Source organism: Shewanella inventionis (assembly GCF_019931735.1).
Classification (GTDB): domain Bacteria; phylum Pseudomonadota; class Gammaproteobacteria; order Enterobacterales; family Shewanellaceae; genus Shewanella; species Shewanella inventionis.
Genome location: NZ_CP082926.1, coordinates 4,452,268 through 4,478,847, shown reverse-complemented (window position 1 = coordinate 4,478,847; position 26,580 = coordinate 4,452,268). Strand labels below are relative to the sequence as shown.

Genomic DNA, 26,580 nt, shown 5'->3' with positions numbered 1-26,580 from the left:
CCTCCTAAAACCCGTCTAAACATAGGTTTATGCTTACTTGCTGTATTAGTAGGTAAGCATAAATACTCAGAAATGTAACAACCTTTTTGATACAAAAATTACATCAAGCGATTCTGCTTTTGGCGATTGATTGATCAGCTTCACAAATTTGCCATTAGGTTGTGTTTCAAAATTACAGTCTGCGCTGGGACTGTGATCTTTGTTCATATATTAGCAGTTACAAACATATACCATAAGCTATCGAAATTTTTTAAATGGTGAATGACATGGCTGGTGCTGCAAACCCAGTGATAACCATTAAGCGGGGGCTTGATGTCCCGGTTGCTGGTGAACCACTACAGCAAATAGATGGCGCGTCAATAAAGACCTCTCAGGTGGCATTAATTGGCGAAGAATATGTTGGCTTAAAACCAACCATGATGGTTGAGGTTGGTGATCGAGTCAGTAAGGGACAAACCTTATTTGAAGATAAAAAAACACCCGGAGTGCGATTTACCGCGCCTGCAAGTGGCGTAGTTTCTGCCATTAATCGTGGTGAGCGCCGTGTGTTGCAGTCGGTCGTGATTGACTGTGATGCTGAGCAAGCTTGTGCAAGCATCATACAGCCACAGGCACTAGTAAGCTTGAGCCTTGAAAGCGTTAAGCAAGGGTTAGTTGAAAGTGGTTTATGGACAGCGTTTAGAACCCGTCCGTTTTCTCGAGTACCTCAGCTTGATGCAACTCCAGCCGGTCTATTTGTGACTGCCGTGGATACCAATCCATTAGCCGCTGATCCAAGAGTTGTTATTGCCACGCAACCGCAAGCATTTCATGCCGGGTTATATGTGTTAAGCCTATTAACTCCCGGTAAAGTGTATTTGTGCCAGGATGACGGTGAGTCACTCGTTGAGCAGAGCGAAGATTACGATTTAACTTCTGTTAGCATTCATCGCTTTAACGGTGTTCACCCAGCAGGCTTAGTGGGTACTCATATCCACCATTTATTACCCGCAAGTATTGAGCGTCAGGTATGGCACTTGGGTTATCAAGACGTGATAGCCGTTGGCAAACTGTTTTTAACTGGTGAGCTGTACACCGACCGCATTGTTGCACTTGGCGGCCCCAATGTATTAAAGCCTCGGTTAGTGCGCACTCAGCTGGGTGCTAAGTTAAGTGAGTGGGTAAGCGACGAAATTGATCAAAGGCACTCACGAATTGTGTCTGGATCATTACTGTCTGGCCACACGGCTACTGGCGTTTATGATTACCTTGGTCGATTTCACAACCAGGTGAGTGTGTTAACTGAAAATGATCGTCAAGAGGTGTTGCCTTGGGTGCGCCATGACAGTAATAAATTTTCGCTCACTGGCATCATGATGTCTGGCTTTAGTCGCACTAAAAAACTCTTTGATTTTACCACTCATGCTGGTGGCTCACCTCGCGCCATGATGGCGTTTGGCCAGCTAGACCATGTGATGCCTTTGGATATTTTACCCATCTTACTTGTACGTGATTTAGTGGTACGTGATACCGACGAAGCGCAACTACTCGGTGCATTAGAGCTAGATGAAGAAGATTTAGCCTTATGTACGTTTGTTTGCCCAGGAAAGTATGACTTTGGTAAAGAACTTCGTGCTTGCCTAGATATTATCGAGAGGGAAGGTTAATGAGTCAGCAACAAAAAAAGCCCAGTCAAGATAGCTATTATGCTCATGGCGACTCGATGCGTAACTACTTACGTTCATTATGGATAGCTAATGGCCGCAGCACTAAAGGTCGTGTGCATATTCGTGATGCAATTGATGTTAAGCGCACTATGCATATTGTGGGTATGTGCTTATTCCCTGCCATGTTATTTGGAATGTACAACTTGGGCTTGCAGGCTCAGGTGGCCATTATGGCTGGTGCTACGCAACCTGATGCATGGCAACTGGCTATTTATAACTTACTGTTTGGCCCATTAACTGAGAGCTCAGGCTTAATCAGTTTATTTGCCTATGGCGCCAGTTTTTATGTGCCTTTTTACCTTACCGCATTGGTGGTGAGTTTAGTGTGGGAGGTGGTATTTGCCAGGGTTCGTCGTCAAGAGCTGCATGAGGGCTTCTTTGTTACCGCATTATTGTTCTCGCTCATTTTACCGATTTCAACTCCGTTATGGATTGTGGCACTGGGCCTGAGTTTTGGTGTGGTAGTTGCTAAAGAGATGTTTGGTGGCATGGGGTATAACTTTTTAAACCCTGCGCTTGCCGGTTATGCATTTATTTATTTCGCTTACCCAACAGAGGTCGTGGCGTTAAGTCAATTTGTGGCAGTTGATGGTTATTCTGGCGCAACCACTTTAACTCTTACGGTGGCTAAAAAGCTCAGTTTTGTCGATGCAAGCTGGTTTAGTGTATTTAGCGACAGCACTTGGTGGGATGCATTTTTAGGTTTTACCCCAGGCGCAGTTGGCGAAACCAGCACGTTAGCCATTTTAATTGGTGGCGGTATTTTATTGCTGACTCGTGTGGCTGATTGGCGTGTTGTGGCTGGCGTGATGATTGGGATGATCTTAACCGTGGTGTTGTTTAACTACTTTGGTTCAAGCAGAAACCCAATGTCAGCAATGCCTTGGACTTGGCACCTAGTGACAGGTGGTTTCGCCTTGGGGATGATGTTTATGGCGACCGATCCGGTTACTGCATCTTATACCCGCACGGCCAAGTTTGCTTATGGTTTTATGATTGGTTTAATGACCATAGTGATCCGTTTGCTCAATGCAAAAATGCCAGAAGGCATCATGTTAGCCATTTTGTTTACCAATTTATGGGCGCCATTGTTCGACTATTTAGTTGCTCAAGCCAATATCAAACGGAGACTAAAACGTCATGGCAATTAAAAAAGATACCGTTACCGGAACAATGATTTTTATCATCGTTTTAAGCTTAATTTGCTCGTTTATGATCACAGGTACGGCTGAGATATTAAAAGAACGCAAGTTGGCTAAAAAACGTGATGAAGTGAAGCAGTTTGTATTAAAAGCCGCGGGTATTGATATTAGCCAAGGTGATTTTAGCGATCTGTTTGAGCAGCGTGTTCAGCCTAAAATGGTCAATTTAGCCAGTGGTCAAGTGACCGAAAAAACCAACTTGCTCGACTATGATGAGCGCATGGCGGCCATTAACCCTGAAACGTCAACCAAACCTAAAAAGGACATTGCCAAAATTAAAACCATGGCAACTGATATCCGTATTTTTGAGGTTTACGACACCAATGGCCAGTTATCTAGCATAGTAATGCCGATTTACGGTAAAGGTTTATGGTCGATTATTTATGGTTATATGGCGATAAAACCTGATCTTAACACCATTGAAAACATCGTGTTTTATGAGCATGGGGAAACCCCTGGCATTGCAGATTTTGTTACCGATCCACAATGGTTGGCGTTATGGCAGGGGAAAAAGCTGTTTGATGCAAAAGGCAAAATGGCCATTAAAGTGATTAAGGGCGGCGCTAAAGAAGGTGATGTTCATGGCATCGATGGTGTCAGTGGTGCAACCCGAACAGGTGTTGGGATTCAACGTTTAGTTGAGTTTTGGTTTGGCGTTGAAGGTTATCAAACCTATCTACATGCAATTGCCGCGGAGGGTAAGTAAATGAGTAATAACACTTCAACTCGCGAGATCTTAACATCGCCGATATTTGAGCATAACCCAGTAGCCATGCAGGTGCTTGGGGTGTGTTCTGCGTTAGCGGTAAGTAACTCAATGCAAACCGCGTTGGTAATGACCCTAGCCGTGACTTTTGTACTGGTATTTTCAAACTTAATTATTTCCAGTATTCGCCACTTTATTCCTAACAGTGTGCGTATTATTGCGCAAATGACCGTGATTGCTTCATTGGTGATTATCGTTGATATGGTGCTGCAAGATGTCGCATATGAACTATCAAAACAGCTGTCGGTGTTTGTGAGTTTAATTATTACCAACTGCATCATCATGGGACGAGCTGAAGCTTTTGCCATGAAATATCCACCGCATTTAGCCTTGGTGGATGCATTAGGTAATGCAATGGGATACGGCTTAATTTTGTTAGGTGTTGCATTTGTGCGTGAGTTATTTGGCCGTGGCAGTTTGTTTGGTCATGAGATATTAACCACCATCGAAAACGGTGGTTGGTACCTTGCAAATGAAATGTTCACGTTACCGCCTAGCGCATTCTTTTTAATTGGCGTGATGATTTGGGCCATTAAAGTCGTTCAGCGTAAGCGCAGTTAAGGAGGCATCATGGAACACTATATTAATTTATTTATCCAGGCTGCATTTATCGACAACATGGCCCTGTCATTTTTCTTGGGTATGTGTACGTTTCTTGCGGTATCGAAAAAGGTGTCTACCGCCTTTGGTTTAGGTATTGCCGTGATTGTGGTGATGATGTTGGCTGTGCCATTAAATCAAATCATTTACGTCAATATTCTTGCGCCAGGCGCTTTAGCTTGGGCAGGCTTTGCTGAACTGAATTTAAGCTACTTGCAGCTGATTACCTTTATTGGGGTTATTGCCGCATTAGTGCAAATTTTAGAAATGTTTTTAGACCGTTACATTCCGACTTTGTATCAGTCATTGGGGATATTTTTACCACTATTAACCGTTAACTGCGCCATTTTTGCCGGAGTCATTTTTATGGCTAACCGCGACTACAACTTAACGGAATCTGTGGTATTTGCTTCAGGTTCGGCTGTGGGTTGGGCGATGGCGATTGTATTACTTGCTGGTTTACGTGAGCGGATGAAGTTTCATGCCATTCCTGATGGGTTACAAGGTATTGGTATTACCTTTATCACCACCGGATTAATGGCACTTGGGTTTATGTCTTTTGCTGGCATCACGTTATAACGCATTGATAAGAAGGGCTATGTAATGGAAATGGCAATAGGTATAGGCATGTTTACCATTGTGGTATGCATCCTAGTAATGGTGATTTTACTCGCCAAGCGTAAGTTAGTCAGTACTGAAGATGTCACTATTAGTATTAACGGTGATGCTGAAAAAACAGTTAGAACGCCAGCGGGCGACAAGTTACTTGGCGCGTTAGCTGGGCAACAAATCTTTATTCCTTCGGCTTGTGGTGGTGGCGGCACGTGTGGCCAATGTCGCGTTAAAGTTAAATCGGGCGGCGGTGATATTTTGGCCACCGAACTTGACCACATTACCAAGAAAGAAGCCAAAGAGGGCTGTCGTTTAGCGTGTCAGGTTGCCGTGCGTACTGACATGGAGCTTGAAGTTGACGAAGAAATCTTTGGGGTTAAAAAATGGCAATGTGAGGTTATTTCAAATGATAACCAGGCAACCTTTATTAAAGAATTGCTATTAAAAATCCCAGATGGCGAAGAAGTGCTATTTAAAGCCGGTGGGTATATTCAAATCGAAGCACCTGCCCATGAAGTGCGTTATGCCGATTTTGATATTCCAGAGGAATATCGTGGAGACTGGGTTAAATACGGTTTGTTCGACTTAGTGTCTAAGGTTGATGAAGACGTATTACGTGCTTACTCAATGGCAAACTACCCAGATGAAAAGGGCCGCATTATGCTTAACGTGCGGATTGCTACTCCGCCAAAAGAGGGCTTGCCACCAGGTAAAATGTCGTCGTACATTTTTAATTTAAAAGCAGGTGATAAGGTGACTATTTCAGGGCCATTTGGTGAGTTCTTTGTTAAAGAGACCGACGCAGAAATGGTGTTTGTTGGCGGTGGTGCGGGTATGGCGCCAATGCGCTCGCACATTTTTAACCAATTAAAAAGTGTTAAAACTAAGCGTAAAATGAGCTTTTGGTATGGCGCTCGCTCAACTCGTGAAGTGTTTTATCAACAAGATTTTGATCAGCTGGCTGCTGAAAACGATAACTTTGTATGGCATGTCGCACTGTCTGATCCGCTGCCTGAAGATAACTGGACGGGTTATACTGGTTTTATTCATAATGTGTTGTATGAGAACTACTTAAAACAGCATAAAGCGCCAGAGGATTGCGAGTTTTATATGTGCGGCCCGCCAATCATGAACGCCTCTGTTATCGCCATGCTGGAAAGCCTAGGTGTTGAGTCTGAAAACATTTTACTCGATGACTTTGGTGATTAACCTACGCCACAAATAACAATCCCCAACGTGATAAGCGTTGGGGATTTTTATGGCGCTGCCATTCAATGGCTGGGTTAGCCCAGGCGTTCTGAAAAAGCTAAATAGCGCATTACTTCATCTTTATTGAAGCTTAGCTCCTGGCCATTTTGCTCGCTCGACAACAGATTTTCGCGGGCATAGCGTTTAATGGTTGTAGGACTTTTATCGAGTATTTTACACACTTCATCTAATGTTAAATAATCATTGTCACTCATGCTTTTCTCCATCTAAACAACTGTTTTGGTTGGTTTCATAGCGTTTGATTTATTGTAAACTTAATGGTTAACAGTATAGAACAGATTGTTAAAAACGCTGGTTGTGCATCATTAAATTCGTGACAGTTTGTGTCTTAGGCGCAACTTGAGGGCTGAGCGCAGCCTGATACATTGACTGTGCAACGGTTTGTGCGTTAATTGGTTTATATTGTTGTAATGGCCCAACAAACATCCATGATAAAGCGCTAAATAAAGTTTGGCCTATGCCTTCAAGTAAGCGATTGTGATGGCGTTCACCGAGTAATAAACTTGGCTGAAATATAGTTAATACAGGTATGTTTAAGCCGATGAGCGCGTGTTCTACTTCACCTTTGACTCTATTATAAAACACGCTTGATTTAGCATTCGCGCCCTGTGCCGTCACCACTAAAAACTTAAGCTTGGGGTTAGCCTGTTGTTGGCACAATTTTGCAAAAGCAATCACGGCCAATTTATCAACTTGAATGAATGCTTCTTCGCTACCCGCTTGTTTTATGGTTGTGCCTAAACAACAAAAAGCGTGATCAACAGTATCTGTAAGGGTTAGCTCATGTATTTCGTCGATTTGGCAGGCAATAAATTGGACTTTTTCAGCGCCAAATTGATGATCAACTAGCGCAGGCGTTGACCGCCCCAACACGATGACTTTGCTGTAATGCTCACTTTCTATTAATTGGCTCAGTAATGCGTTACCTACTAAGCCCGTTGCTCCCATTATTGCTGCAATCATATAGTCCTTTATTACTGTTGAACAAAAAATGAATCTATACAAAGACTCTAATCTGTCGGTGATAGGGTTTCAATAAGAATATTTTTATAGCATTTTTGGGAGTGTTTGTTAGCTTATGGCAATGATTTCAATCGGCTCATTTTTAAGGACTTGTTATGACTGCACATTTGCCGCTAACCGATTTTATAGAATATCCTCAAGATGAAATGCTTAAACGCGCGCAAGATAATTACTTGCAAGTCAAACGACGCCATTCGATAAGATCATTTTCTGATCGCGCCGTACCCCAGGCCATTATTGAGCAATGCATTTTGGCCGCGGGCACCGCACCTAATGGCGCAAATCATCAACCCTGGCATTTTGTGGCTATTAATAGCCCTGAGATAAAAGCGCAAATTCGTCAGCAAGCAGAGGCGTTAGAGCAGGCTTTTTATGCAGGTCGGGCTGGTGAAGAATGGCTCGATGCGTTAAAACCATTGGGTACAGACGCTAATAAGCCATATTTAGAGCATGCGCCTTGGCTAATTGCGGTGTTTAGCAAAAAACGTAGCGAGGAAGAGGGTGAACAAAAAACCAATTACTATGTGCATGAGTCTGTCGGCATTGCGACCGGTTTTTTAATTCAGGCCTTGCATCATGCAGGGTTAGGTACGTTAACTCACACCCCCAAACCCATGAGCTTTTTGAGTAAAGTGTGTGGCCGCGACAACGATAATGAGCGACCTTATATGTTAATTATTGCGGGTTATCCTGCTGAGGACGCAACCATCCCGCAGCATGCCGTGGATAAAAAATCCCTCGCTGAGATTTGCGACTTTATCTAAGTTTAATCATGATATTTGGCTGTACTTTTTTTAATCTTGTTAAAGCGTATTGGGGTTTGCTAAAGTAAGATATTATCTATAATGCCAATTCCACTAATTATCTGATTGGTCACATAATTAATGGAAATGGTATAAGCATTAGTTCTAGACTTTTTTCGTGTATAAATAAGCGTATTAAATGGAGTTAATATGAATGTAACAAGCTCGCTGTTGATAGTTGCATTAGGTGGCATGGTGTCAATGCTCGCTGAAGCGGACAATCAACAGGCTCAATCTACTCAGGGCGATCTAGTCGAGTTGTCGATAACACTTAATGACCATTCTATTGGCTTAAGTTGCTTACCTAAAACCCAAGCGGCCAGTATCAATGCTGATTGGGTGGTTGAATGTAATCGATTAGCCTATGAATACCTATTGGAAAAATCAGCTGAAGGTATGGCGTTTCAACGTCAAGTGAATGAAAAACCTTTTGGCATGGCAGCCGACTTTATTGCCACTAATTTGATGCAAAACCCGACCAGTTTTAAGGCGGCGCATATTTCTCAAGAGTTTGAGTTTATACCTAAAAAAACCTAAAACATTGTTGAAGGCTGAATAAAAAAGCGCCGTTATGGCGCTTTTTTATTATTTGTATAACGACGGTGAACCTTTAATTGGCCTGGTTTTAAAGCGACGATGCAGCCACATATATTGGTTTCTGTTGCGGTTAATTAATTGCTCAACAATTTGATTGCCGCGAATGGCATCATCGGTTTCGTTGTCGCCGGGAAAGTTGTCCAGTGCGGGCATAATTTCGAGATTATAACCTGTGTCATCGGCGTTTCGTTCAACAAAGAAAGGTAACACATTGGCTTTACCTAGTCTTGCTAGTGAGGTAGCACCGGTAATGGTTGCCGCATCTGGTACAGCAAAAAACGGGATAAATACCGCGCTTGAGCGGCCAAAGTCTTGATCGGCGGTATACCAAATAACATCAGGTGCGCGTAAGCTGCGGATCATTTGGCGTACATCACGCTTAGGCACTAAGCCTTTATTAGAACGCAAACGGCCTTTAACCTGTAAATATTCCATCACTGGGTTGTTATGGGGGCGATAAACGCCAATCCCGGGAGCAAATTGGCCAAAGATACGCGCGCCCATTTCAAGTGGTAAGCAATGCACGGCAAATAAAATCACCCCTTTGCCGTTGTCTAAACTATTGCTGACATGCTCTGTGCCTTTAATGGTCATGTGCTGCTGAATACGCTCGTTTGACCACCACCAGGCATTAATGGTGTCAAAAAGTGCCTTGCCGGTTTCTTCAAAGGTGTTATTAAGAAGCTGCTGTTTGTCTGTTTCGCTCATGTCCGGAAAGCATAAATCAATATTACGACGAGCTGTGTGTACACGACCTTTTGCGAATTTTTTAACTAAACGGCCAATGCCTGTGCCCATTTTCATTTGCCAACGCAACGGCAGTAACAAAGTAGAGCGCATTAGTAATACGCCAAACCACATCGGCCAATGTTTAGGATGATATAAATCAGAAGAAAATTCGGCTTTTTCTACCACGGGTCACTCGTCTTGTTCTCAAAAATTATTTGTTATTCTAACTCATTATTCTGATGAAAATTAGGTACAATTGCGGTTAAATTTTTGCAACACAGTGAATACATAATGAAGGTTTCTCTGCCAGCGTTTGAAAACGCGCGTATTTTAGTGATTGGCGACGTCATGCTGGATCGCTATTGGGTTGGCCCAACTGGGCGCATTTCACCTGAGGCGCCTGTGCCTGTTGTTAAAATTAACCAAATTGAAGATAGACCCGGTGGCGCTGCGAACGTGGCGTTAAATATTGCAGCATTGGGCGGGCATGTTCATTTAGCTGGCCTTGTGGGCCAAGACGAAACCGCAGACGCACTGACCCAAGGGGTTAAAGTGTTTGGTGTTGAGCCGCAATGGTTAAGTGTTGCCGATAAGCCAACGATTACAAAATTGCGTGTGTTGTCGCGTAACCAGCAATTAATTCGGTTAGATTTTGAAGAGCCGTTTGATAAAGCCAGCAGTCAGGCATTGTTTGACCAAAGTGAAGCGATTTTAGATAACGTTGATGTATTAGTGCTATCTGATTACGCCAAAGGCGCGATTAACGAACCCAAAGATTTTATCGCTAAAGCCCGTGCAAAAGGCGTAACGGTATTGGTCGACCCTAAAGGCCATGATTTTACCCGCTACCATGGTGCATCATTAATTACTCCAAATATGAGCGAGTTTGAAGCTGTAGTCGGCAGTGTGACAAGTGAAAGCGATCTGATTGAAAAGGCGCAAGCATTAATTAAACAACACGACTTTAAGGCCATTTTAGTCACTCGTTCAGAAAAGGGCATGACGTTAGTGTCTAAAGACCAGCCTGAGTTGCATATTCCTACCGTTGCCCGTGAGGTGTATGACGTAACCGGCGCAGGTGATACGGTGATTTCTGCTTTAGCCACATCGATTGCCGCAGGAGCTACCTTAGCCCAGGCATGTGCGATAGCCAATACTGCTGCCGGTGTGGTTGTGGGTAAACTCGGTACGTCGACCGTTAGCCGTATTGAGCTTATTCAGGCGTTGGCGCTAAACCATGGCGAGTCTGGATTTGGCGTGATGACTGAAGATCAGCTCGCGTATGCAATGGAACAAGCGCGTTTGCGTGGCGAACGGATTGTGATGACTAACGGGTGTTTTGATATTTTACATGCAGGCCATGTGAGTTATTTACAACAAGCTAAAGCGTTAGGCGATCGCTTAATTGTGGCGGTAAATAGCGATGATTCAGTCACGCGCTTAAAAGGGCCTGGTCGCCCGGTTAACCCAGTTGATCGCCGTATGGCCGTGTTAGCTGGCTTGGCATCTGTTGATTGGGTTGTGCCTTTTGCTGAAGATACCCCACAACGCGTGATTGCCCGTTTATTACCGGATGCTTTAGTCAAAGGTGGCGATTATAAAGTGGAAGATATTGCTGGTGGTGCAGAGGTCATTGCTGCTGGCGGTAAAGTGGAAGTGCTTGGTTTTGAAGAGGGTGTATCGACCACGGCGATTATTCAAAACATCATGTCTAAAAAGTAGTGATGACTTTTCACTGGCAATGGTTATTCGTTAGCCTTATCGGTTTCAGTGTTGCTGTTGCCAGTGAGCCGTTTCCCACCTCTTTTGCGGCCACTGTTGTTACAACGGCTACCGCGTCACCTGAACGTGTCATCCCGTCTGCAAAAACGCATGGTGAATTTACCGACATAGGAGACAAGCGCGCACTCATTTGCCAGTTAGCGTATTTACAGCCATGCTTGCAGCGATTACCTCAATCACTTAGTCAACAAAGCGTATTTTCGGAACCTTCTATCCGTCGTGCTATTGGTTTTAAAAGTGCCATGGTGTTATCGGCTAATGATGAGGTTATTGCCGGTGTTATTGTGCTTAACCCCTCTAAAGAAATGACGGTGCAAAGTGGCTCTATAGGCTTAACAACTTATCAGTTATCGTTGCAACAACAAGCACAACTAACGCTTTGGCATGAAATTGGGCATTTGCATAACATTAGGCTACAAAACTCGCTGCTACCGGCCTCATTAACGGAGTATCAGCATGAGTGGTTGGCCGATTTGTATTTACTATGGCGCATAGCTCAGCACCATCATGAACTTGATCTTGCTTGGCAACAACTTCATCGACGTAACCTTGCATTAATTAATGACAGTGGCAATTTGACACATTGGAGTTCTCCTCAGCTACAAATTGCATTAACTCACTATAACATTGAGAAATTGCAGAGTTTTATTCTGTACGATGATTTTATTGCTGCTGTATATCCTTTAATGCCTTTATGGTCATCACGGGATATGGCCGAATTTTCAAGTTTAGTGCAACGGACGTTTGGCGCAGGGGTTGTACAACCTTTACCGGGATACATGTTTTGGCGGCAACCTAAGCTGATTGAAGTATTATCCCCTACACTCGAACAGCTGATGGGTAAAGACTCTGCGCAGCGTTGGCTACGAAATCAATTCAGCACACTTGAGTAATTTGTAACGCTTTGTAACTCAATTAAATCACGCCTTCTTTTTACCGTACGGTCGTTAATTATCATACAATTTCTATAACCTTTGATTTTAAAGGGGGAAATTGTTAGTTATCGCGATAATGTTCTGTTTTATCTTGTGTTTCTGGATGTTGTACGGTTAAAAATGTTGTAAATTTGCTGATTCTTAGCAGAATTTTCTAGTTTGGTCTGTTAAGCTCTTGCTCCAAAAATAATTAGAGAGACCGAGTTTATGGCCAAGCGTTCACGCGTTGAAACTGAGTTAACCGTTAACCAAATCTTAGACCAAGCCTTTAAACAAATCCTCACGATTGGTTTTGAGGCCATGTCATACACTACCTTGTCAGCTGCCACTGGGGTCAGCCGAACGGGTATTAGCCATCACTTTCCACGTAAAACGGAATTTTTAGTGCGATTAGATGAACGAATTGGACAGTTTTTCATTGAAGGTTTAGATTTTTCTTCAATAGAGTCTTTGCAGCAATCTTGGGGGGCATTAATGCAGAACCCAGAGCGTAAAGCCGTATTAAAACTGTTTTTTAGTTTGTGTGGCAGTGCCGATGACAGTGTAAAAACGCTGACATCGCTTAACCTGGCAAGAGAGACGGCTAATCGTCATTTTGCTCTGGCGGGGAGCCAGTGCGTTGAGCAATTAATTGGACACAGTGCGCTAGCATTGTTACAAGATGAACATGCTGCGTCATAAGTAAGCAATCGTAGAGTATAAAATTTGACTATGTAGTCATTTTACCTTGTAAGTAACACTCGGTGTTTAAATTGGCGATATGATCAATAAAACAACGGGCTATCATTATCTATACCGTAAGCGTACAGTTTTACTGGTAAAATTGAATGCTAAACATTACTGATTAATGATATTAACGCGAGTTGCGCAATAATGTGCACTCGCGTTTTACCTTGCGGTACGAGCAAACATTACGCTTGTTTTCTACTTTCATAAGCGTCGCACAATAATTGTGCTTTTTCATCGTCATACTCACGAAGACCGCTCAATACCAATGTTTTTACCCCACTGCCTATTACTTTACCTTCGCTTTGCAGTTCAAAGGTGAGGGTGACATCACCACGTTTACCATTAATGACGAGGTTTTGGTCAGCAAGGTGAAGGCTCATGGTGGTAAAGTCAAAATGATCAAGGTGAAACGACATACTTTCGTAAATAACCAATGGTCGATCTGGATTAATCATCACTTGATGTTGCTTCATCATTGGCATTAACACATGGATGAAGTTTAGGCCTGAAAAAGCCACATAACTTTTGATAAATGCGGCGGTTTGCACATCGCATTTACACACCTCACCCTGACGCTCAATATGCAGATATTCTTTACCTTTGGTATCGCAAATGCTGAATTTGCTGGTGACGCTTTTATCTAAATGAAGTTCGACATTATCACCGACCATACCAGCAAATTTAAATTGCATATTTTGGCTTAACCCATATTCGGTTAATACTAATGCAAACAGTAAGTCGCCTGGAACACAAAAGCGTTTGGCGCCTACGTCATGTATCGGGTTGAAGTCTTCAGCCACTTTTTTGGCAAAGTCACTTGCCTGCTGGGCAGAGATAAAAACACTTTGATCTTGCTTAGTAAAATAAGGTGATAAAAACATAAAGAATTATTCTTATTGGTCAGTTGTTTGCTGTAACACTACAGCGGTTTGTTACTGATTATGCAGTAATAAACACGCTTTTGGGCAGCAATATATTAATAAAATGTTTAATTGCACGAGAGTTTACTTTAAAACGTCAAATAAACTCACCCGATGACTATGGGTTGCGAGTGTTGTTAAGGCTAATCTTGTCCTGATTTGTTGGTCATAGGCATGAGTTAGCTGATATTTTGCGCCTTGGATCGTTACCAAAACAAGACATTGTGCTTGCCGTGTTTTTTGACGCTATACATGGCTTTATCTGCTTGCTCACATACGTTGGCAAACTCATCTAATTCGTCGAATAAACTAATGCCAATACTTAAGCCGATGTTGATGGTTTCACCATCGAGTTCCAGTGACGGGCGGTATAAATCTAACAAGGTGTTGGCCATTTTTGTGAGTAACTCAACGTTATTGCATTGAGTTAAAATGACAAACTCATCTCCGCCAAAACGCGCCACATGAAAAGGGTAATGTTTTTGATTGGCTTTTAAAGGGGTTAAATATTGTTGGCATGTGTGGCTGAGATTTGTGGCGATATGGATCAGTACACTGTCGCCATAACGATGGCCTAAATGATCATTAATGACTTTAAAACCATCGAGATCGATAAAGCATAATGCGCCATGGTGCTTTTTATTTAGTGTTTTTTTGCTATGTTCAAAAGCTGCGATAAGTGCCGTGCGATTAAGTAGTTGAGTTAGTGGATCGCGATGAGCCAATTTGGACAGTTCTTCTTCGTAGCGTTTTTCTTTTGTGACATCAATATGGGTGCCCATAATACGTAATGGTTTACCATTAATGTCGTACTCAATAACACGGCCACGATCGGATACCCATGTAATGCTTCCATCTTTGTGAGTCATGCGGTGTACAGCTTGGTAGGTTTCCGCTTTACCCGCAACGTGATCCTCGAATGCTTCGATAACCCAAGCCTTATCTTCTGGGTGTAAATTGTTTTTCCAACTGTCGATATGAGCCGGGAGTTCTTGGCGAGTGAAGCCGAGAAGATGGCCCCATTGTTGGTTAAAAATGGTGAGATTGCCCGTGGGAATATGTTGTTCCCATAAACATAGGCCTGTGCCATCAAGAGCGGCATTGAGTTGCTCGTTAACCCGTTTGTTCACTAGTGTGAGATGGCTGTTCTCGCGTTCTAGTTGCTTTATTTTGAGCCTACACTGCTCAAGTTCAAGCTGCAATTGTGCGATGTTGTCTTGCAATGCCATTGATAACTGATAATCCTTTAACGTCACAGCGGTCCAGTTTAGCTAACTTTGATGTAAAAAAATACCAGCAAATGAGCTGGTATTTTTATGGTGACTTACAATACTAGAGTGCTTTTAAAATCGCTTCTACACTGTCTTTGGCATCGCCAAACAGCATTTGGGTATTATCTTTAAAAAACAATGGATTTTGTACACCGGCATAACCTGTGTTCATTGAACGTTTAAAGCCAATCACATTTTGCGCTTTCCACACTTCGAGTACTGGCATACCGGCGATGGGACTATTTGGATCTTCCATCGCAGCAGGGTTAACCGTATCGTTAGCGCCAATTACTAATACTGTGTCAGTGTCGCTAAAGTCTTCGTTGATTTCGTCCATTTCGAGCACGATATCGTAAGGTACTTTGGCTTCTGCTAGCAGTACGTTCATGTGGCCAGGTAAGCGCCCTGCAACAGGGTGAATACCAAAGCGAACCTTAATACCTAATGCCCGCAGCTTTTTAGTGATTTCTGCTACAGGATATTGCGCCTGAGCAACAGCCATACCATAGCCCGGTGTGATGATGACTGAGTCTGATGCTTTAAGCATTTCTGCGACATCTTCAGCACTGGTTTCGCGGTATTCGCCAACGGTTTCATCGCCAGATGCGGCAGCGCTGTCGTTACCAAAACCACCGGCAATTACTGAAATAAACGAGCGGTTCATGGCTTTACACATAATGTAAGACAGAATTGCACCCGATGAGCCCACTAGCGCGCCCACAACAATCAGTAAGTCATTTGACAACATAAAGCCTGCTGCTGCCGCTGCCCAACCTGAATATGAGTTCAGCATTGAAACAACAACTGGCATGTCTGCGCCGCCAATAGATGCCACTAAATGCCAGCCAAATGCAAAGGCAATTAAGGTCATTAAAATTAGTGGAGTGACAGCGCCGCCTGCTTGTACAAACATCACCATCAAAATGAATGATACTACTACCGCTAGCAAGTTAAACTTATGGCGGTGCGGTAACATTAACGCTTTTGATGAAATAAGTCCGCGTAACTTAGCAAAGGCAACAATTGAGCCTGTAAAGGTCACTGCACCAATAAATACCCCTAAGAATACTTCAACTAAGTGAATGTTTAGCATGGCGCCAGTTAAGTGTTCAGCTTGCTGTACTTGGCTTGCTTCAACAAAAGCGGCCTTGGCAGACTCTAGAGTTGTATGTAAGTCTTGACCTAAAACCACAACAACTTCAGAGACTTCGTGAGGCTGAATATCAATAAAGCTATTAAAGCCCACTAATACGGCTGCTAAACCCACAAAACTGTGCAAAATGGCAACCAGCTCTGGCATTTCAGTCATTTCAACTTTTAATGCTAAGCGGATACCGATTGCACCACCAATCACCATGGCCAGAATGATCCATTCTACGCCACTTGTAGCAGGGTTGAGTATGGTGGCTGCCAGCGCAATCGCCATACCAATTATGCCAAATAAATTACCATTTTTAGCCGTTTCTTGTTTTGATAACCCAGCTAAGCTGAGAATAAAAAATACCGCGGCAATGATATAAGATGCTGTAACCAGTCCTTGAGACACGATATTCCCCCTTAATCTTTACGGAACATCTTCAGCATACGCTGAGTGACGGTAAAGCCGCCAAAGATGTTAATACTGGCGATAAGCACCGCAACAAACGCAAGTGCAGTGACAAGGGCTGAGCCTTGACCAATCTGCAATAGCGCACCTACCACAATAATGCCTGAAATCGCATTAGTGACCGACATTAATGGTGTATGTAACGCATGAGACACGTTCCACACCACGTAGTAACCGACCACGCACGACAAAATAAACACGGTAAAATGAGATAAAAACTCAGCTGGTGCCACAGATGCCACCGCGGCAAAGCCAGCAATGCCGAGTGCACCTAAGATATATTTAAGCTTCGACGGTGCTTTTTCTACTTTTTCGGCTTTAGGTTCAGCGCTCGCAGCAGGTTTTGCTGGTGCAGCTGAGACTGAAATGGCGGGTGGTGGGAAGGTAATTTCGCCGCCACGAGTCACGGTCATATTGCGCATTACTACATCATCAAAGTCCAGTATTGCATTGCCGTCTTTGGCTTTACACATTAACTTCATCAAGTTGACTAGGTTAGTGCCATAAAGCTGCGATGACTGTGCAGGTAAACGACCTGGAAGGTCGGTATAACCTAATACTTTCACGCCATTGTCAGTAATAAAGCGCTCACCAGTGACGGTGTATTCACAGTTACCGCCTGTTGCCGCCGCTAAATCGACAATCACCGATCCCGGTTTCATGGTGTCTACCATGTCTTTGGTAATAAGCTTTGGCGCTGGGCGACCTGGAATAAGCGCGGTAGTAATAATGATGTCGACTTCTTTTGCTTGCTCGGCAAATAACGCCATTTCAGCAGCAATAAACTCATCACTCATGACTTTGGCGTAGCCGTCAGATGACCCGCCTTCTTTGTTTTCAAACTCAAGCTTTAAAAAGCTGCCGCCCATTGACTCAATTTGCTCCGCCACTTCAAGGCGAGTGTCAAATGCGCGAACGATAGCGCCAAGAGAGCCTGCCGTGCCAATAGCAGCAAGACCTGCAACACCAGCACCAATGACTAAGACTTTAGCTGGAGGGACTTTACCTGCTGCGGTGATTTGGCCCGTAAAGAAACGGCCAAACTCGTGTGCGGCTTCTACCACTGCACGGTAACCGCCAATGTTGGCCATTGATGATAACGCATCTAGAGATTGCGCCCGTGAAATACGTGGCACCATGTCCATGGCCATTACGGTAATATTTTTACTTGAAAGTTTTTCAACAAGCTCTGGGTTTTGCGCTGGCCAAATAAAACTGACCAAGGTGGTACCCGATTTCATTTTTGCAATTTCTTCATCGGACGGTGCATTGACCTTAAAAATAAAGTCTGCTTGATATACGTCGTCGACTACATCTGCCCCAGCGGCTTCAAATGCAGCATTATCAAAGCTTGACTTAACACCTGCCTGTGCTTCGACTGCCACACTAAAGCCGAGTTTTTTTAGTTGTACCACAGTGGCTGGAGTCGCCGCGACTCGAGTTTCACCTTCGATACTTTCTCTCGGTATTCCAATCTGCATGACTGTTTCCTGGTGGTTAATGAAAGACCGTCTATTGCTTTCCCCATCAATAGACCATTGTGTTTGAGTATTACTGCTCCACATGGGCACTTAGAGGATAGAAAAAGTGCAGCATATGACCATTGAAGTCGGGTAAACTATTTAGCCAATGGTATTGCGATGACATCGCGATATCATATTCAAATGTCGTTTTACTCAGAGAACAATTAACCTGATAGTTTTTCATGAGTTAATTTGGCCTCCTAGCTTGCGACATGAGGCGTGTTCGGTACAAGTGCCTTTGGGCTAATTCCTTGGTTTTAAATTGAGGTAATTTAAAAACTTTTAACTACGCCACACTTTTGTAGCCTAAAAAAGCACCTTTGCATATTCCTAAATGGAATAAAAAATTATCTTTTATTCTTTTTTGGTTTTCAACGCTAGTAGTAAGCTAACTCACATTACACTGTTATAAGGCCGTCTTATGTTGTTAAAAGAACTTTCAGCGCTAGCATCGCCATTGTCTCAAGGGCAAGTCGACAAGCTAAAACAATTCACATCAGAATTATCGTCTGTGCAGCTTGCATGGGTCAGCGGCTATTTGGCTGCAACAGCAAGCCAGGGCCAAACTGCAGGCGTGCCGGCAGCAGAGACTTCTGCAGCACAAACAGTGACCATTTTATATGGCAGCCAAACTGGCAATGGGCGCGGTGTTGCTCAAGCATTAGCGGCAAAAGCCCAAGCACAAGGCTATACCGTCAATCTTGCCTCTATGGGTGAGTACAATGTACGTCAGCTTAAGCAAGAAACGGTGTTACTACTGGTTGTGAGTACTCACGGTGAAGGTGAAGCGCCCGATGATGCTATTGAGCTGCATAAATTTTTAGCCTCAAAACGTGCGCCTAAATTAGATAACTTACATTACTCAGTTTTGGCCTTAGGTGACTCAAGCTACGAGTTTTTCTGCCAAACTGGTAAAGACTTTGATGCGCGTTTAAGTGCGCTTGGTGCTAAAGCATTACTGCCTATTGTTGAGTGTGACGTTGATTACGAAGACGCAGCTGCACAATGGCAAGACAGCGTAATAGAAGCGGCTAAGCCTCATATTCAAACCACAGGTGCTAGCGTTACCGCTATTGGTTCAGCTTCTGTTGTTGGTGAAAGCCAATACACCAAGCAAAACCCATACAGCGCTGAAGTGCTAGTTAGCCAAAAAATTACCGGCCGTGATTCTGACCGTGACGTACGCCATGTTGAAATTGATTTAGGCGAGTCAGGGCTAACTTATCAAGTAGGTGATGCGTTAGGTGTGTGGTTTAGTAACAACGAAGCCTTAGTGGATGAAGTGATCAGCGGCCTTGGTTTAGACGCTGATGAAAATGTCACCGTATCAAAAGAGTCGTATTCATTAAAAGCGGCATTAACCGACAAGAAAGAATTAACCCAGTTATACCCAGGACTTGTAAAGTCATGGGCCGAGCTGAGTGGCAGTGCCGAGCTTGCAGCCATTTGTGAAGACAAAGAGCAAATCAGGCAGTTTATTTTGACGCACCAGTTTGCTGATGTAGTGGCGGCATACCCAGCGAAAGTTAGTGCAGCACAGCTTGTTGATATGCTACGCCCATTAACACCTCGCCTGTACTCAATTGCTTCAAGTCAGGCCGAAGTTGAATCGGAAGTACATTTAACGGTTGCATTAGTTGAAGATGAACGTCAAGGCCATGCGCGTTTTGGCGGTGCATCGCACTTTTTAGCCTCGGCGGAAGAAGGCCAACAGGTTAACGTTTATGTTGAACCTAATAACAACTTCCGTTTACCTGAAAACCCAGAGACGCCGGTGATTATGGTTGGTCCTGGTACAGGTGTTGCGCCATTTCGCGCCTTTATGCAGCAACGTGTTGCTGACGGTGTATCGGGCAACAGCTGGTTATTCTTTGGAAACCCGCATTTTGAACAAGACTTTTTATATCAGGTTGAGTGGCAGCAATATCTTAAAAACGGCGACTTATCGCGTTTAGATGTCGCATTCTCACGCGATCAGGCTCATAAAGTGTATGTCCAGCATCGTATTGCAGAACAGGCTGAAGCCTTATGGCAGTGGCTACAAAATGGCGCTCATGTGTATATTTGTGGTGACGCAGAACGCATGGCAAAAGACGTACACCAAGCATTAGTGAATATTGCGGTTGAACAAGGTGGCTTAAGCGCTGATGACGCCGAAGCATACTTTGAAACACTACGTAGCGAAAAACGCTATCAAAAAGACGTGTATTAAATTCGACCCGGTTGTGAGTCAAGTATCGCAACCCAACCGCACTAATGAATAGAACAGAATTGAGAGAGGCCCAGGCCATGAGTGAGCAAAAGTTAGCAGTAAACGAATACTTAAAAATTGACAGTGATTATTTGCGAGGTAGCATCCAGGAAGGGTTAGACACCCAAGTGACCGGCTCGTTTAGCGATGGCGATCAGCAGTTAATTAAATTCCATGGATTTTACCAGCAAGACGACCGCGATTTGCGTAACGAGCGTAAAGAGCAAAAGTTAGAGCCTTTGCATAGCTTTATGTTACGTGCTCGTGTGCCTGGTGGTATTTGTACCCCACAGCAGTGGTTAGAAGTTGATAAAATTTCATCAACATTGACCACATCAAACAGCATTCGTTTAACCACGCGTCAAACGTTTCAATACCATGGTATTCCAAAGCGTAATTTAAAAACGCTAATCCAGGGATTAGATCGCGCAGCGCTTGATTCTATTGCCGCCTGTGGTGACGTAAACCGTAACGTAATGTGTAACCCAAACCCTGTTGAGTCAAAGTTACATGCACAGGCTTACGCGGTTGCCAAGCATTTATCTGATCACTTGCTGCCGCACACTCGTGCTTATGCTGAAATTTGGTTAGATGAAGAAAAGCTATTAGGCACTGAAACCGTAGAGCCGGTTTATGGCCAAACCTATTTGCCACGTAAGTTTAAAATGGCTGTTGCTGTGCCGCCTGATAATGACGTGGACGTTTACACTAACGATCTTGGTTTTATTGCCGTTGCAGAAGATGGCGAATTAGTTGGCTTTAACCTCGTTGCTGGCGGCGGCATGGGGTCTACCCACGGCGAAGTAGAAACCTTTCCACGGTTAGCGGATGACTTTGGTTTTATCAAAACAGAAGATGTCACCAAGTTTGCAGAAGCGGTTATGACTGTTCAGCGCGACTGGGGTAACCGTGTTGTGCGTAAACGTGCGCGTTTAAAGTACACCATTGTTGACCATGGCTATGAGGCATTTAAAGCCGAAGTTGAAAAGCGTGCCGGGGTTAAATTTGAACCAAAACGTGACGTGATCATTGGCGATCGCGGCGATCGTTATGGTTGGGTTGAAGGTATCGATAATAAGTGGCATTTAACGCTGTTTATTGAAAGTGGCCGCATTAAAGATATGCCTGGTCAAACCCTGCAAACGGGTTTACGTGAAATTGCCAAAATTCACAAAGGCGATTTCCGCATGACTTCTAACCAAAACATGATCATTGCCGGCGTTGCTGCTGAAGATAAGGCTGAAATTGAAGGCTTAGCCCGTAAACACGGCTTATTAGGTCAAGTATTAAGTGGTACTCGCGGCCATTCTATTGCCTGCGTAGCATTACCGACTTGCCCATTAGCCATGGCTGAAGCAGAGCGTTATTTCCCAGAGTTTATCGATCATGTTGATGCGCTACAGGCAAAACACGGTATAAGTGAGCAATCTATTGTTGTACGTATGACAGGTTGTCCAAACGGCTGTGCTCGTCCATTTGCTGCTGAAATTGGCTTAGTGGGCAAAGCGCCTGGTCGTTATAACTTGTATTTAGGCGCCAGCTTTGAAGGCACGCGTTTAAATAAAATGCATAAAGAAAACATTCAAGAAGCTGAAATTTTAGCTGAGTTGGATGTCTTGTTTGGCCGCTACGCCACTGAGCGTGATGCTGGCGAAACCTTTGGTAACTTCACAGTGCGCATTGGCGTTGTGAAGGCGGTTAATGACGCCGCTAAGGATTTTCATGCCTAAAGAAGTGGTAACGACTGCATCAACAGGTGCAGGCGTCGATCATAGTGTGACTCCCGCTCAATTGCAGGCGCTGTTATCAGCGCCTAAAGATGAGCAAGTGGCTGCGCTGGAAAGCATAAACCAGTTTTTAGCGGGTTTAACGGCTCAAGAGCGTGTAGCCTGGGGATTAGCCTATTTACCAGGCGAGCATGCTTTGTCGTCAAGCTTTGGTATTCAAGGCGCGGTGATGTTGCATATGGTGACTCAGGCACAAAGCGATATTCCGGTCATTTTAACCGACACAGGCTATTTATTTCCTGAAACATATCAGTTTATTGATCAGTTAACTGAGCGTTTAAACCTCAACCTTAAAGTGTACCAGGCTGAGCAAACTCAAGCGTGGCAAGAAGCGCGTTTTGGTAAGCTGTGGGAGCAGGGGATTGATGGCCTAGAAAAGTATAACCGCATCAATAAAGTGGAGCCTATGCAGCGCGCATTAGCTGAATTGAATGTCAGCACCTGGTTTGCGGGGTTACGTCGCAGTCAGTCGAGCACGCGTGAGGCATTGCCCATATTGGCAATCAGCGGCAAACGCTTTAAGTTGCTGCCTATTATTGAATGGAACAATAAAGACGTACACATGTATTTAACTGAGCATAATCTGCCATATCATCCTTTGTGGGATCATGGCTATGTGTCAGTGGGTGATACTCATTCTAGCAAGCCGTTAGAATTAGGTATGACAGAAGAAGAAACCCGCTTTAATGGCTTAAAGCGTGAGTGTGGTTTGCACTTTGATATTTAATTTTTAATTTATTTCTCAATGACGTAAAGGCTTACTGGGGCGTGTTTATCAATAAAGATAAACACGCCCTTGCATTTATACCATTTCCATTAATTATGTGACCAATCAGAGTCGCTCAGACTGTTCAGTTTGAGGCGCATTGTTGAAATAATGGTTATTCCCTTCTAAGGCAATGCAACAAAGAAATGGACTGTCTGAGCGTCTCCTGCAAGGCGGGTTTCTGTGCCTTCTATGCTGCTTAATAGTATTTTGACGTAGAGCAACTATGCCTACAATCCTATTACTTGCCTAGAAGGCACAGAATTCCCGCTGAATGACCAGATAATTAGTGGAATTGGTATTACAGCCAATAAAACGAGTAAATGTTAGCGATAAGATTGAGTGTGATGTCAGCTGTTGGCTCACGACATATCACCCAAAAGATTGAATTTATATCATGCTATCAACAAGTCATTATTTTGTAATGTTGATAAATCATGGTGTTGTACGCAAATAATGCATTATACGATTAATTTTTATTTAAATTTTCATGCAAGTATGCCGATACTAGTCTAGATTTAGACGTTCCCGTAGAGAGTGTTTTTGTTGACGTTTTGAGGTTGTTTTTGCAACCCGCGTACCTTCAAACGCTTCGCTCGCTTCCTCGAGCACTTTGATTGACTTGTTAGCGTATAAGCAATCATCACTGTAAACCCGGTAACCCTGTTTTGTATGGGTTATCGGGTATTATTTTTTCCTTTCCTGATCTTTTTTGTCTGCCTCTCATCCTCTTGTTTGAATGAATTGCCCATTTACTGCCTTTTTTGAATCACCACTACTAATGCGTAATGTTTCATTTAATGTTAGATTAATCCGCAGTTTATCGGTGTAATCGATAATAAATTTTGAATGTACAACATCATTTTAACGCTAACTCATCTCATGGAAGAGTTAACAACAATATAAATTGGAGTTTATAGATGAACAAAATGGCAATAGCGGCAGCGGCATTAGCCGTCGGTGCAGGTGGGTATTTCCTGTTACAACAAGATGCATCGGTTGTTAAAAATGATCCTATGCTCGATTTTATCCCTGCAGACACCGTTGTATTCTCAGGCCAATTGGCGCCTTTTCCATTAAAAGATTATTTGTACAGTATTGCAGGTAATTACCAAGTTAATGGTATGGATGAACTGCTTCAGCTTGATGCCAGTTCATCGGCGCAAGAGCGATTCTTTGTCAGCTTGTACAAGCAATATATGAACGTATTGCCAACCCCTGATGTATTGTTAACCACCTATGGATTACCAGACACCATTAAGAGTTATTTTTACACGTTAGGTGCGCTGCCAGTCATGAAAATACAGTTAAGCAACCCAAGTGCATTTTGGGCTGAGCTTGACCGTGCCGAGCAAGACAGTGGCTCAATGCATACAACAGGAAAAGTTGGCACCACAGAGTATCGTGCTTATGCATTAACCGATGCCAATGAACAAGAGCAAATCAACCTAGTGTTTGCTGAAAAACAAGGCTGGTTAACCGTAACGTTAAATACCTCGTTTAATCAAATAGAGCTGCTTGAAATGGCCCTTGGTGAAAAAACCGTAGAGCAGCCATTAAGTGGCACGACAATGCTGCAAGACATTGCTAAAAGTCATGGCTTTATGCAAGACAGCATTAGTTTTGTTAACCATGTTGAATTGATCAAAGGCTTAACCACTGCTGATGGCAATATGCTTGCGAAACAAATTAGCAAAATGGTCGAAACTCAAGGTGAAGATCCCTTTGCTGAATTAAAAGTGCCTGCATGCCAAACCGAGTTTGCAGCAATAGCCGCCAACTGGCCACGCACCGTGATGGGCTTAAATAGCTATTCAATTAGCCGTGAAGAAAGCGACATCGATGCCGTTGTCGTAGTTGAAAGCAATAACCAGGTTATTTTGTCTGCACTGGCTAAAATGCGTGGCTTTATTCCTGCGTTTGACAACAGCGACCACGATAATATTTTATCGATGGCTCTTGGAATGGATGTAAGCCAACTTGCTCCAGCGCTAACCGAAGTGTGGAAAGATCTGCAAACCCCAAGTTATCAATGTGAAGCGTTAGCCCAAATGCAAGGCGAACTTGATGAATTAAACCCTGCAATGTTAGGGATGATGACTGGCATGGCCAATGGCGTCAAAGGCATGAGCGTGACGTTGGCAGATTATAAATTAACCGAGGTTAATGGTGAGCCAAGTTTTGAGAAGCTAGATGCGTTAATTAGTATTTCGGCTGAAAACCCAAGCATGTTAATTGATATGGTGAAGCCATTCTTCCCGCCTTTAGCCAGCATCGAGTTAAAAGATAATGGTGATCCTGTTGATATTACACCTTTACTAATGCTACCACCTGAATTTGGCGTGAGTGCCAAAATGGCCGTTAAAGGCAATCATTTAGTGGTTTATACTGGTGATAAAGGAACTGAACTTGCTGATGGCTTATTTAAACAAACATTATCAGCCAATGGTTTTTTTGATTTTGCAGTGGATTATCAAAAAATGTTTATGCCATTAGTGGATGTGATTGAAATGAGCGGCGAGCCTATGCCTGAAGAGCTCGAGGCACTAAAAGACTACAATATGCGGTTAAAAATGTCTTTCGACTTTAGCGATAAAGGTATTGTGATTGGCTCTAAAGTGAACAGCAAAGCCAGCGCTGAGTAGTACTCATCTGGTCTTAATAGCAATTAAAAAGGTGACCTAATTAGGCCACCTTTTTTGTTTTATCCTGGATTAACGCACACGAATTACAAAATATCGTTTAACGCAATACCAATACCAATACGTTGATTATGGTGGTTATAGTCGATAAGGCTTTCACCGTAACCATTAAAATATTGGGTGTAGATCCGCAAGTTACCCATCACTGGATAACTCCAGGTAAACTCAAGCGCGCCGCGATTTGGCGATTGGAAGTTATTGCGCACTAATAGCGTAAAACGATGCTCGTCTAGGCCATACACACCCGTTAACTCAAAGTTGCCCATGTAGTCGTTAATGTCAGGGTTATCGTCGCCATCAGCTGCGGTTGGGGTTTCTTTTTCATCTTCAGGAATTCGCCACCACGCTTTTAATCCTAATGCGAATGGGCCTTTATCAAATACAGCACTACCATAAATGCGATTCCAACTGCGCGATAACTCAGTGGTTTGCCCATTAGATTGATGCACAAGACCAAAGCCTAAAAATGAGTTAGTAAAACCGCCAATTTTCCAGTCGTTGTTAAACAGCATAAACACTTCAGGTTCGTGGTTGGTTTCACGAAACGGTGATGACGCGTCTTGGTTATACACTTGCCAGTATGATTGGTTGGTATAAGCAACATATAAATGGCCATTATCGCCAAAAACGTTGTACCACACCGGAAATTTAAAACTGATTTGGAATTTAGCTTCTAAATTGTCGATATCAATATCATCGTCTGGGTATCTAGCTTCAAATGGTGATGGGTTTGTTCTGGTTTGGTAGGTAACAGGCAGCAAATAATTGGCTTTGTGCGGTGTGAGCACAAAGGGTTTTTCTGAGGTAGCAAGTTCTTCTTTTACACGTTCTTCTACTAGTGAATCTTCAGCAAATGCGCTGGTAATACTGCCTAAAAGCAACAGTGATATTCCAAGGTATTGAGTGCTTTTTATCATTACGTTATCCATTAGCAAAATTGTCGTTACACATACTTAAAGACACATTGTTATCAATTGTGTTGCTTTTGTCGAACAAACTTC

Annotated in this window: 24 protein-coding genes; 15 read left to right on the top strand and 9 right to left on the bottom strand. The window is 43.4% G+C overall.

The window, feature by feature from the left end; translation table 11 throughout:
• Window positions 1-266 precede the first annotated feature (266 nt).
• The 6 genes from K8B83_RS20105 to nqrF are packed head-to-tail and all read left to right on the top strand — an operon-like array spanning window position 267 to window position 6,095.
• Entirely contained in the window at window positions 267-1,646 is a 1,380-nt protein-coding gene (locus tag K8B83_RS20105) for a Na(+)-translocating NADH-quinone reductase subunit A (RefSeq protein ID WP_188738936.1), read from the top strand.
• Window positions 1,646-2,857 (top strand): NADH:ubiquinone reductase (Na(+)-transporting) subunit B, encoded by a 1,212-nt coding sequence (locus K8B83_RS20100; protein WP_188738935.1) that lies wholly within the window; start codon window positions 1,646-1,648, stop codon window positions 2,855-2,857. Before K8B83_RS20105 ends, K8B83_RS20100 begins: the two co-directional genes overlap by 1 nt.
• Complete coding sequence (locus K8B83_RS20095; protein WP_188738934.1) at window positions 2,847-3,614, top strand: Na(+)-translocating NADH-quinone reductase subunit C; 768 nt, start codon at window positions 2,847-2,849, stop codon at window positions 3,612-3,614. The genes K8B83_RS20100 and K8B83_RS20095 overlap by 11 nt, the downstream gene beginning before the upstream one ends.
• The gene (locus K8B83_RS20090) at window positions 3,615-4,235 is read left to right on the top strand and encodes an NADH:ubiquinone reductase (Na(+)-transporting) subunit D (RefSeq protein ID WP_188738933.1); all 621 of its coding nucleotides are present in this window, start codon (window positions 3,615-3,617) and stop codon (window positions 4,233-4,235) included. It abuts the gene before it with no gap.
• Window positions 4,236-4,244: 9 nt separating this feature from the next.
• A complete protein-coding gene (gene nqrE / locus K8B83_RS20085; RefSeq protein WP_188738932.1) occupies window positions 4,245-4,853 on the top strand; it encodes an NADH:ubiquinone reductase (Na(+)-transporting) subunit E in 609 nt (202 codons plus the stop codon).
• 24 nt (window positions 4,854-4,877) lie between these two features.
• Window positions 4,878-6,095: an NADH:ubiquinone reductase (Na(+)-transporting) subunit F gene (nqrF, locus tag K8B83_RS20080; protein WP_188738931.1), complete on the top strand. Its 1,218-nt coding sequence runs from the start codon at window positions 4,878-4,880 to the stop codon at window positions 6,093-6,095.
• Window positions 6,096-6,169: 74 nt separating this feature from the next.
• On the opposite strand, the gene K8B83_RS20075 is transcribed toward nqrF, so the two are convergent.
• Window positions 6,170-6,349 (bottom strand): helix-turn-helix domain-containing protein, encoded by a 180-nt coding sequence (locus K8B83_RS20075; protein WP_188738930.1) that lies wholly within the window; start codon window positions 6,347-6,349, stop codon window positions 6,170-6,172.
• An 88-nt stretch (window positions 6,350-6,437) separates the two neighbouring features.
• The gene (locus tag K8B83_RS20070; RefSeq protein ID WP_188738929.1) at window positions 6,438-7,118 is read right to left on the bottom strand and encodes a Rossmann-fold NAD(P)-binding domain-containing protein; all 681 of its coding nucleotides are present in this window, start codon (window positions 7,116-7,118) and stop codon (window positions 6,438-6,440) included.
• A 155-nt stretch (window positions 7,119-7,273) separates the two neighbouring features.
• On the opposite strand from K8B83_RS20070, the gene K8B83_RS20065 reads away from it, so the two are divergent.
• Window positions 7,274-7,942 carry a nitroreductase family protein gene (locus tag K8B83_RS20065; RefSeq protein ID WP_188738928.1) on the top strand — a complete coding sequence of 223 codons (669 nt, stop codon included), beginning with the start codon at window positions 7,274-7,276 and terminating at the stop codon, window positions 7,940-7,942.
• 189 nt (window positions 7,943-8,131) lie between these two features.
• Window positions 8,132-8,518, top strand: a complete 387-nt coding sequence (locus K8B83_RS20060; protein ID WP_188738927.1) for a hypothetical protein — start codon at window positions 8,132-8,134, stop codon at window positions 8,516-8,518.
• Window positions 8,519-8,566: 48 nt separating this feature from the next.
• Here the strand turns inward: K8B83_RS20060 and K8B83_RS20055 are convergent, their stop codons facing one another.
• Window positions 8,567-9,493, bottom strand: coding sequence for an LpxL/LpxP family Kdo(2)-lipid IV(A) lauroyl/palmitoleoyl acyltransferase (locus K8B83_RS20055; RefSeq protein WP_188738926.1), 927 nt, complete (start codon window positions 9,491-9,493; stop codon window positions 8,567-8,569).
• A gap of 105 nt (window positions 9,494-9,598) precedes the next feature.
• On the opposite strand from K8B83_RS20055, the gene hldE reads away from it, so the two are divergent.
• From hldE to K8B83_RS20040, 3 genes are all read left to right on the top strand, one after another.
• Window positions 9,599-11,029, top strand: a complete 1,431-nt coding sequence (gene hldE, locus K8B83_RS20050) for a bifunctional D-glycero-beta-D-manno-heptose-7-phosphate kinase/D-glycero-beta-D-manno-heptose 1-phosphate adenylyltransferase HldE (RefSeq protein ID WP_188738925.1) — start codon at window positions 9,599-9,601, stop codon at window positions 11,027-11,029.
• Between the two features lie 2 nt (window positions 11,030-11,031).
• A complete protein-coding gene (locus K8B83_RS20045; protein ID WP_223418766.1) occupies window positions 11,032-11,982 on the top strand; it encodes a hypothetical protein in 951 nt (316 codons plus the stop codon).
• Between the two features lie 249 nt (window positions 11,983-12,231).
• A complete protein-coding gene (locus K8B83_RS20040; RefSeq protein WP_188738924.1) occupies window positions 12,232-12,705 on the top strand; it encodes a TetR family transcriptional regulator in 474 nt (157 codons plus the stop codon).
• Window positions 12,706-12,935: 230 nt separating this feature from the next.
• Here K8B83_RS20040 and K8B83_RS20035 read toward each other — a convergent pair whose 3' ends face one another.
• The 5 genes from K8B83_RS20035 to K8B83_RS20015 all read right to left on the bottom strand — a co-directional run bounded on the left by K8B83_RS20035 (window position 12,936) and on the right by K8B83_RS20015 (window position 18,257).
• Window positions 12,936-13,634 carry a DUF3581 domain-containing protein gene (locus K8B83_RS20035; protein WP_188738923.1) on the bottom strand — a complete coding sequence of 233 codons (699 nt, stop codon included), beginning with the start codon at window positions 13,632-13,634 and terminating at the stop codon, window positions 12,936-12,938.
• Between the two features lie 245 nt (window positions 13,635-13,879).
• The gene (locus K8B83_RS20030; protein WP_188738957.1) at window positions 13,880-14,902 is read right to left on the bottom strand and encodes a sensor domain-containing diguanylate cyclase; all 1,023 of its coding nucleotides are present in this window, start codon (window positions 14,900-14,902) and stop codon (window positions 13,880-13,882) included.
• 103 nt (window positions 14,903-15,005) lie between these two features.
• A complete protein-coding gene (pntB, locus tag K8B83_RS20025; protein ID WP_188738922.1) occupies window positions 15,006-16,490 on the bottom strand; it encodes a Re/Si-specific NAD(P)(+) transhydrogenase subunit beta in 1,485 nt (494 codons plus the stop codon).
• An 11-nt stretch (window positions 16,491-16,501) separates the two neighbouring features.
• Entirely contained in the window at window positions 16,502-18,031 is a 1,530-nt protein-coding gene (locus K8B83_RS20020; protein ID WP_188738921.1) for a Re/Si-specific NAD(P)(+) transhydrogenase subunit alpha, read from the bottom strand.
• A gap of 70 nt (window positions 18,032-18,101) precedes the next feature.
• Entirely contained in the window at window positions 18,102-18,257 is a 156-nt protein-coding gene (locus K8B83_RS20015) for a hypothetical protein (RefSeq protein ID WP_188738920.1), read from the bottom strand.
• A 237-nt stretch (window positions 18,258-18,494) separates the two neighbouring features.
• Here K8B83_RS20015 and K8B83_RS20010 point away from each other — a divergent pair, with 237 nt between their 5' ends.
• The 4 genes from K8B83_RS20010 (at window position 18,495) to K8B83_RS19995 (ending at window position 25,522) form a co-directional block, all read left to right on the top strand.
• Window positions 18,495-20,285 carry an assimilatory sulfite reductase (NADPH) flavoprotein subunit gene (locus K8B83_RS20010; protein ID WP_188738919.1) on the top strand — a complete coding sequence of 597 codons (1,791 nt, stop codon included), beginning with the start codon at window positions 18,495-18,497 and terminating at the stop codon, window positions 20,283-20,285.
• 77 nt (window positions 20,286-20,362) lie between these two features.
• Window positions 20,363-22,054, top strand: coding sequence for an assimilatory sulfite reductase (NADPH) hemoprotein subunit (gene cysI, locus K8B83_RS20005; RefSeq protein ID WP_188738918.1), 1,692 nt, complete (start codon window positions 20,363-20,365; stop codon window positions 22,052-22,054).
• A complete protein-coding gene (locus K8B83_RS20000) occupies window positions 22,047-22,838 on the top strand; it encodes a phosphoadenylyl-sulfate reductase (RefSeq protein WP_188738917.1) in 792 nt (263 codons plus the stop codon). The genes cysI and K8B83_RS20000 overlap by 8 nt, the downstream gene beginning before the upstream one ends.
• A 959-nt stretch (window positions 22,839-23,797) precedes the next feature.
• Entirely contained in the window at window positions 23,798-25,522 is a 1,725-nt protein-coding gene (locus tag K8B83_RS19995; protein ID WP_188738916.1) for a hypothetical protein, read from the top strand.
• A gap of 83 nt (window positions 25,523-25,605) precedes the next feature.
• Here the strand turns inward: K8B83_RS19995 and K8B83_RS19990 are convergent, their stop codons facing one another.
• Entirely contained in the window at window positions 25,606-26,496 is an 891-nt protein-coding gene (locus tag K8B83_RS19990) for a phospholipase A (protein ID WP_223418765.1), read from the bottom strand.
• Between the last annotated feature and the right edge of the window lie 84 nt (window positions 26,497-26,580).

Bases quoted from the DNA above. Each gene is read 5' to 3' on its own strand.
- K8B83_RS20105 (WP_188738936.1), top strand. From the start codon at position 267: ATGGCTGGTGCTGCAAACCCAGTGATAACCATTAAGCGGGGGCTTGAT.
- K8B83_RS20100 (WP_188738935.1), top strand. From the start codon at position 1,646: ATGAGTCAGCAACAAAAAAAGCCCAGTCAAGATAGCTATTATGCTCAT.
- K8B83_RS20095 (WP_188738934.1), top strand. From the start codon at position 2,847: ATGGCAATTAAAAAAGATACCGTTACCGGAACAATGATTTTTATCATC.
- K8B83_RS20090 (WP_188738933.1), top strand. From the start codon at position 3,615: ATGAGTAATAACACTTCAACTCGCGAGATCTTAACATCGCCGATATTT.
- nqrE (WP_188738932.1), top strand. From the start codon at position 4,245: ATGGAACACTATATTAATTTATTTATCCAGGCTGCATTTATCGACAAC.
- nqrF (WP_188738931.1), top strand. From the start codon at position 4,878: ATGGAAATGGCAATAGGTATAGGCATGTTTACCATTGTGGTATGCATC.
- K8B83_RS20075 (WP_188738930.1), bottom strand. From the start codon at position 6,349: ATGAGTGACAATGATTATTTAACATTAGATGAAGTGTGTAAAATACTC.
- K8B83_RS20070 (WP_188738929.1), bottom strand. From the start codon at position 7,118: ATGATTGCAGCAATAATGGGAGCAACGGGCTTAGTAGGTAACGCATTA.
- K8B83_RS20065 (WP_188738928.1), top strand. From the start codon at position 7,274: ATGACTGCACATTTGCCGCTAACCGATTTTATAGAATATCCTCAAGAT.
- K8B83_RS20060 (WP_188738927.1), top strand. From the start codon at position 8,132: ATGAATGTAACAAGCTCGCTGTTGATAGTTGCATTAGGTGGCATGGTG.
- hldE (WP_188738925.1), top strand. From the start codon at position 9,599: ATGAAGGTTTCTCTGCCAGCGTTTGAAAACGCGCGTATTTTAGTGATT.
- K8B83_RS20045 (WP_223418766.1), top strand. From the start codon at position 11,032: ATGACTTTTCACTGGCAATGGTTATTCGTTAGCCTTATCGGTTTCAGT.
- K8B83_RS20040 (WP_188738924.1), top strand. From the start codon at position 12,232: ATGGCCAAGCGTTCACGCGTTGAAACTGAGTTAACCGTTAACCAAATC.
- K8B83_RS20035 (WP_188738923.1), bottom strand. From the start codon at position 13,634: ATGTTTTTATCACCTTATTTTACTAAGCAAGATCAAAGTGTTTTTATC.
- K8B83_RS20030 (WP_188738957.1), bottom strand. From the start codon at position 14,902: ATGGCATTGCAAGACAACATCGCACAATTGCAGCTTGAACTTGAGCAG.
- K8B83_RS20020 (WP_188738921.1), bottom strand. From the start codon at position 18,031: ATGCAGATTGGAATACCGAGAGAAAGTATCGAAGGTGAAACTCGAGTC.
- K8B83_RS20015 (WP_188738920.1), bottom strand. From the start codon at position 18,257: ATGAAAAACTATCAGGTTAATTGTTCTCTGAGTAAAACGACATTTGAA.
- K8B83_RS20010 (WP_188738919.1), top strand. From the start codon at position 18,495: ATGTTGTTAAAAGAACTTTCAGCGCTAGCATCGCCATTGTCTCAAGGG.
- cysI (WP_188738918.1), top strand. From the start codon at position 20,363: ATGAGTGAGCAAAAGTTAGCAGTAAACGAATACTTAAAAATTGACAGT.
- K8B83_RS20000 (WP_188738917.1), top strand. From the start codon at position 22,047: ATGCCTAAAGAAGTGGTAACGACTGCATCAACAGGTGCAGGCGTCGAT.
- K8B83_RS19995 (WP_188738916.1), top strand. From the start codon at position 23,798: ATGAACAAAATGGCAATAGCGGCAGCGGCATTAGCCGTCGGTGCAGGT.
- K8B83_RS19990 (WP_223418765.1), bottom strand. From the start codon at position 26,496: ATGATAAAAAGCACTCAATACCTTGGAATATCACTGTTGCTTTTAGGC.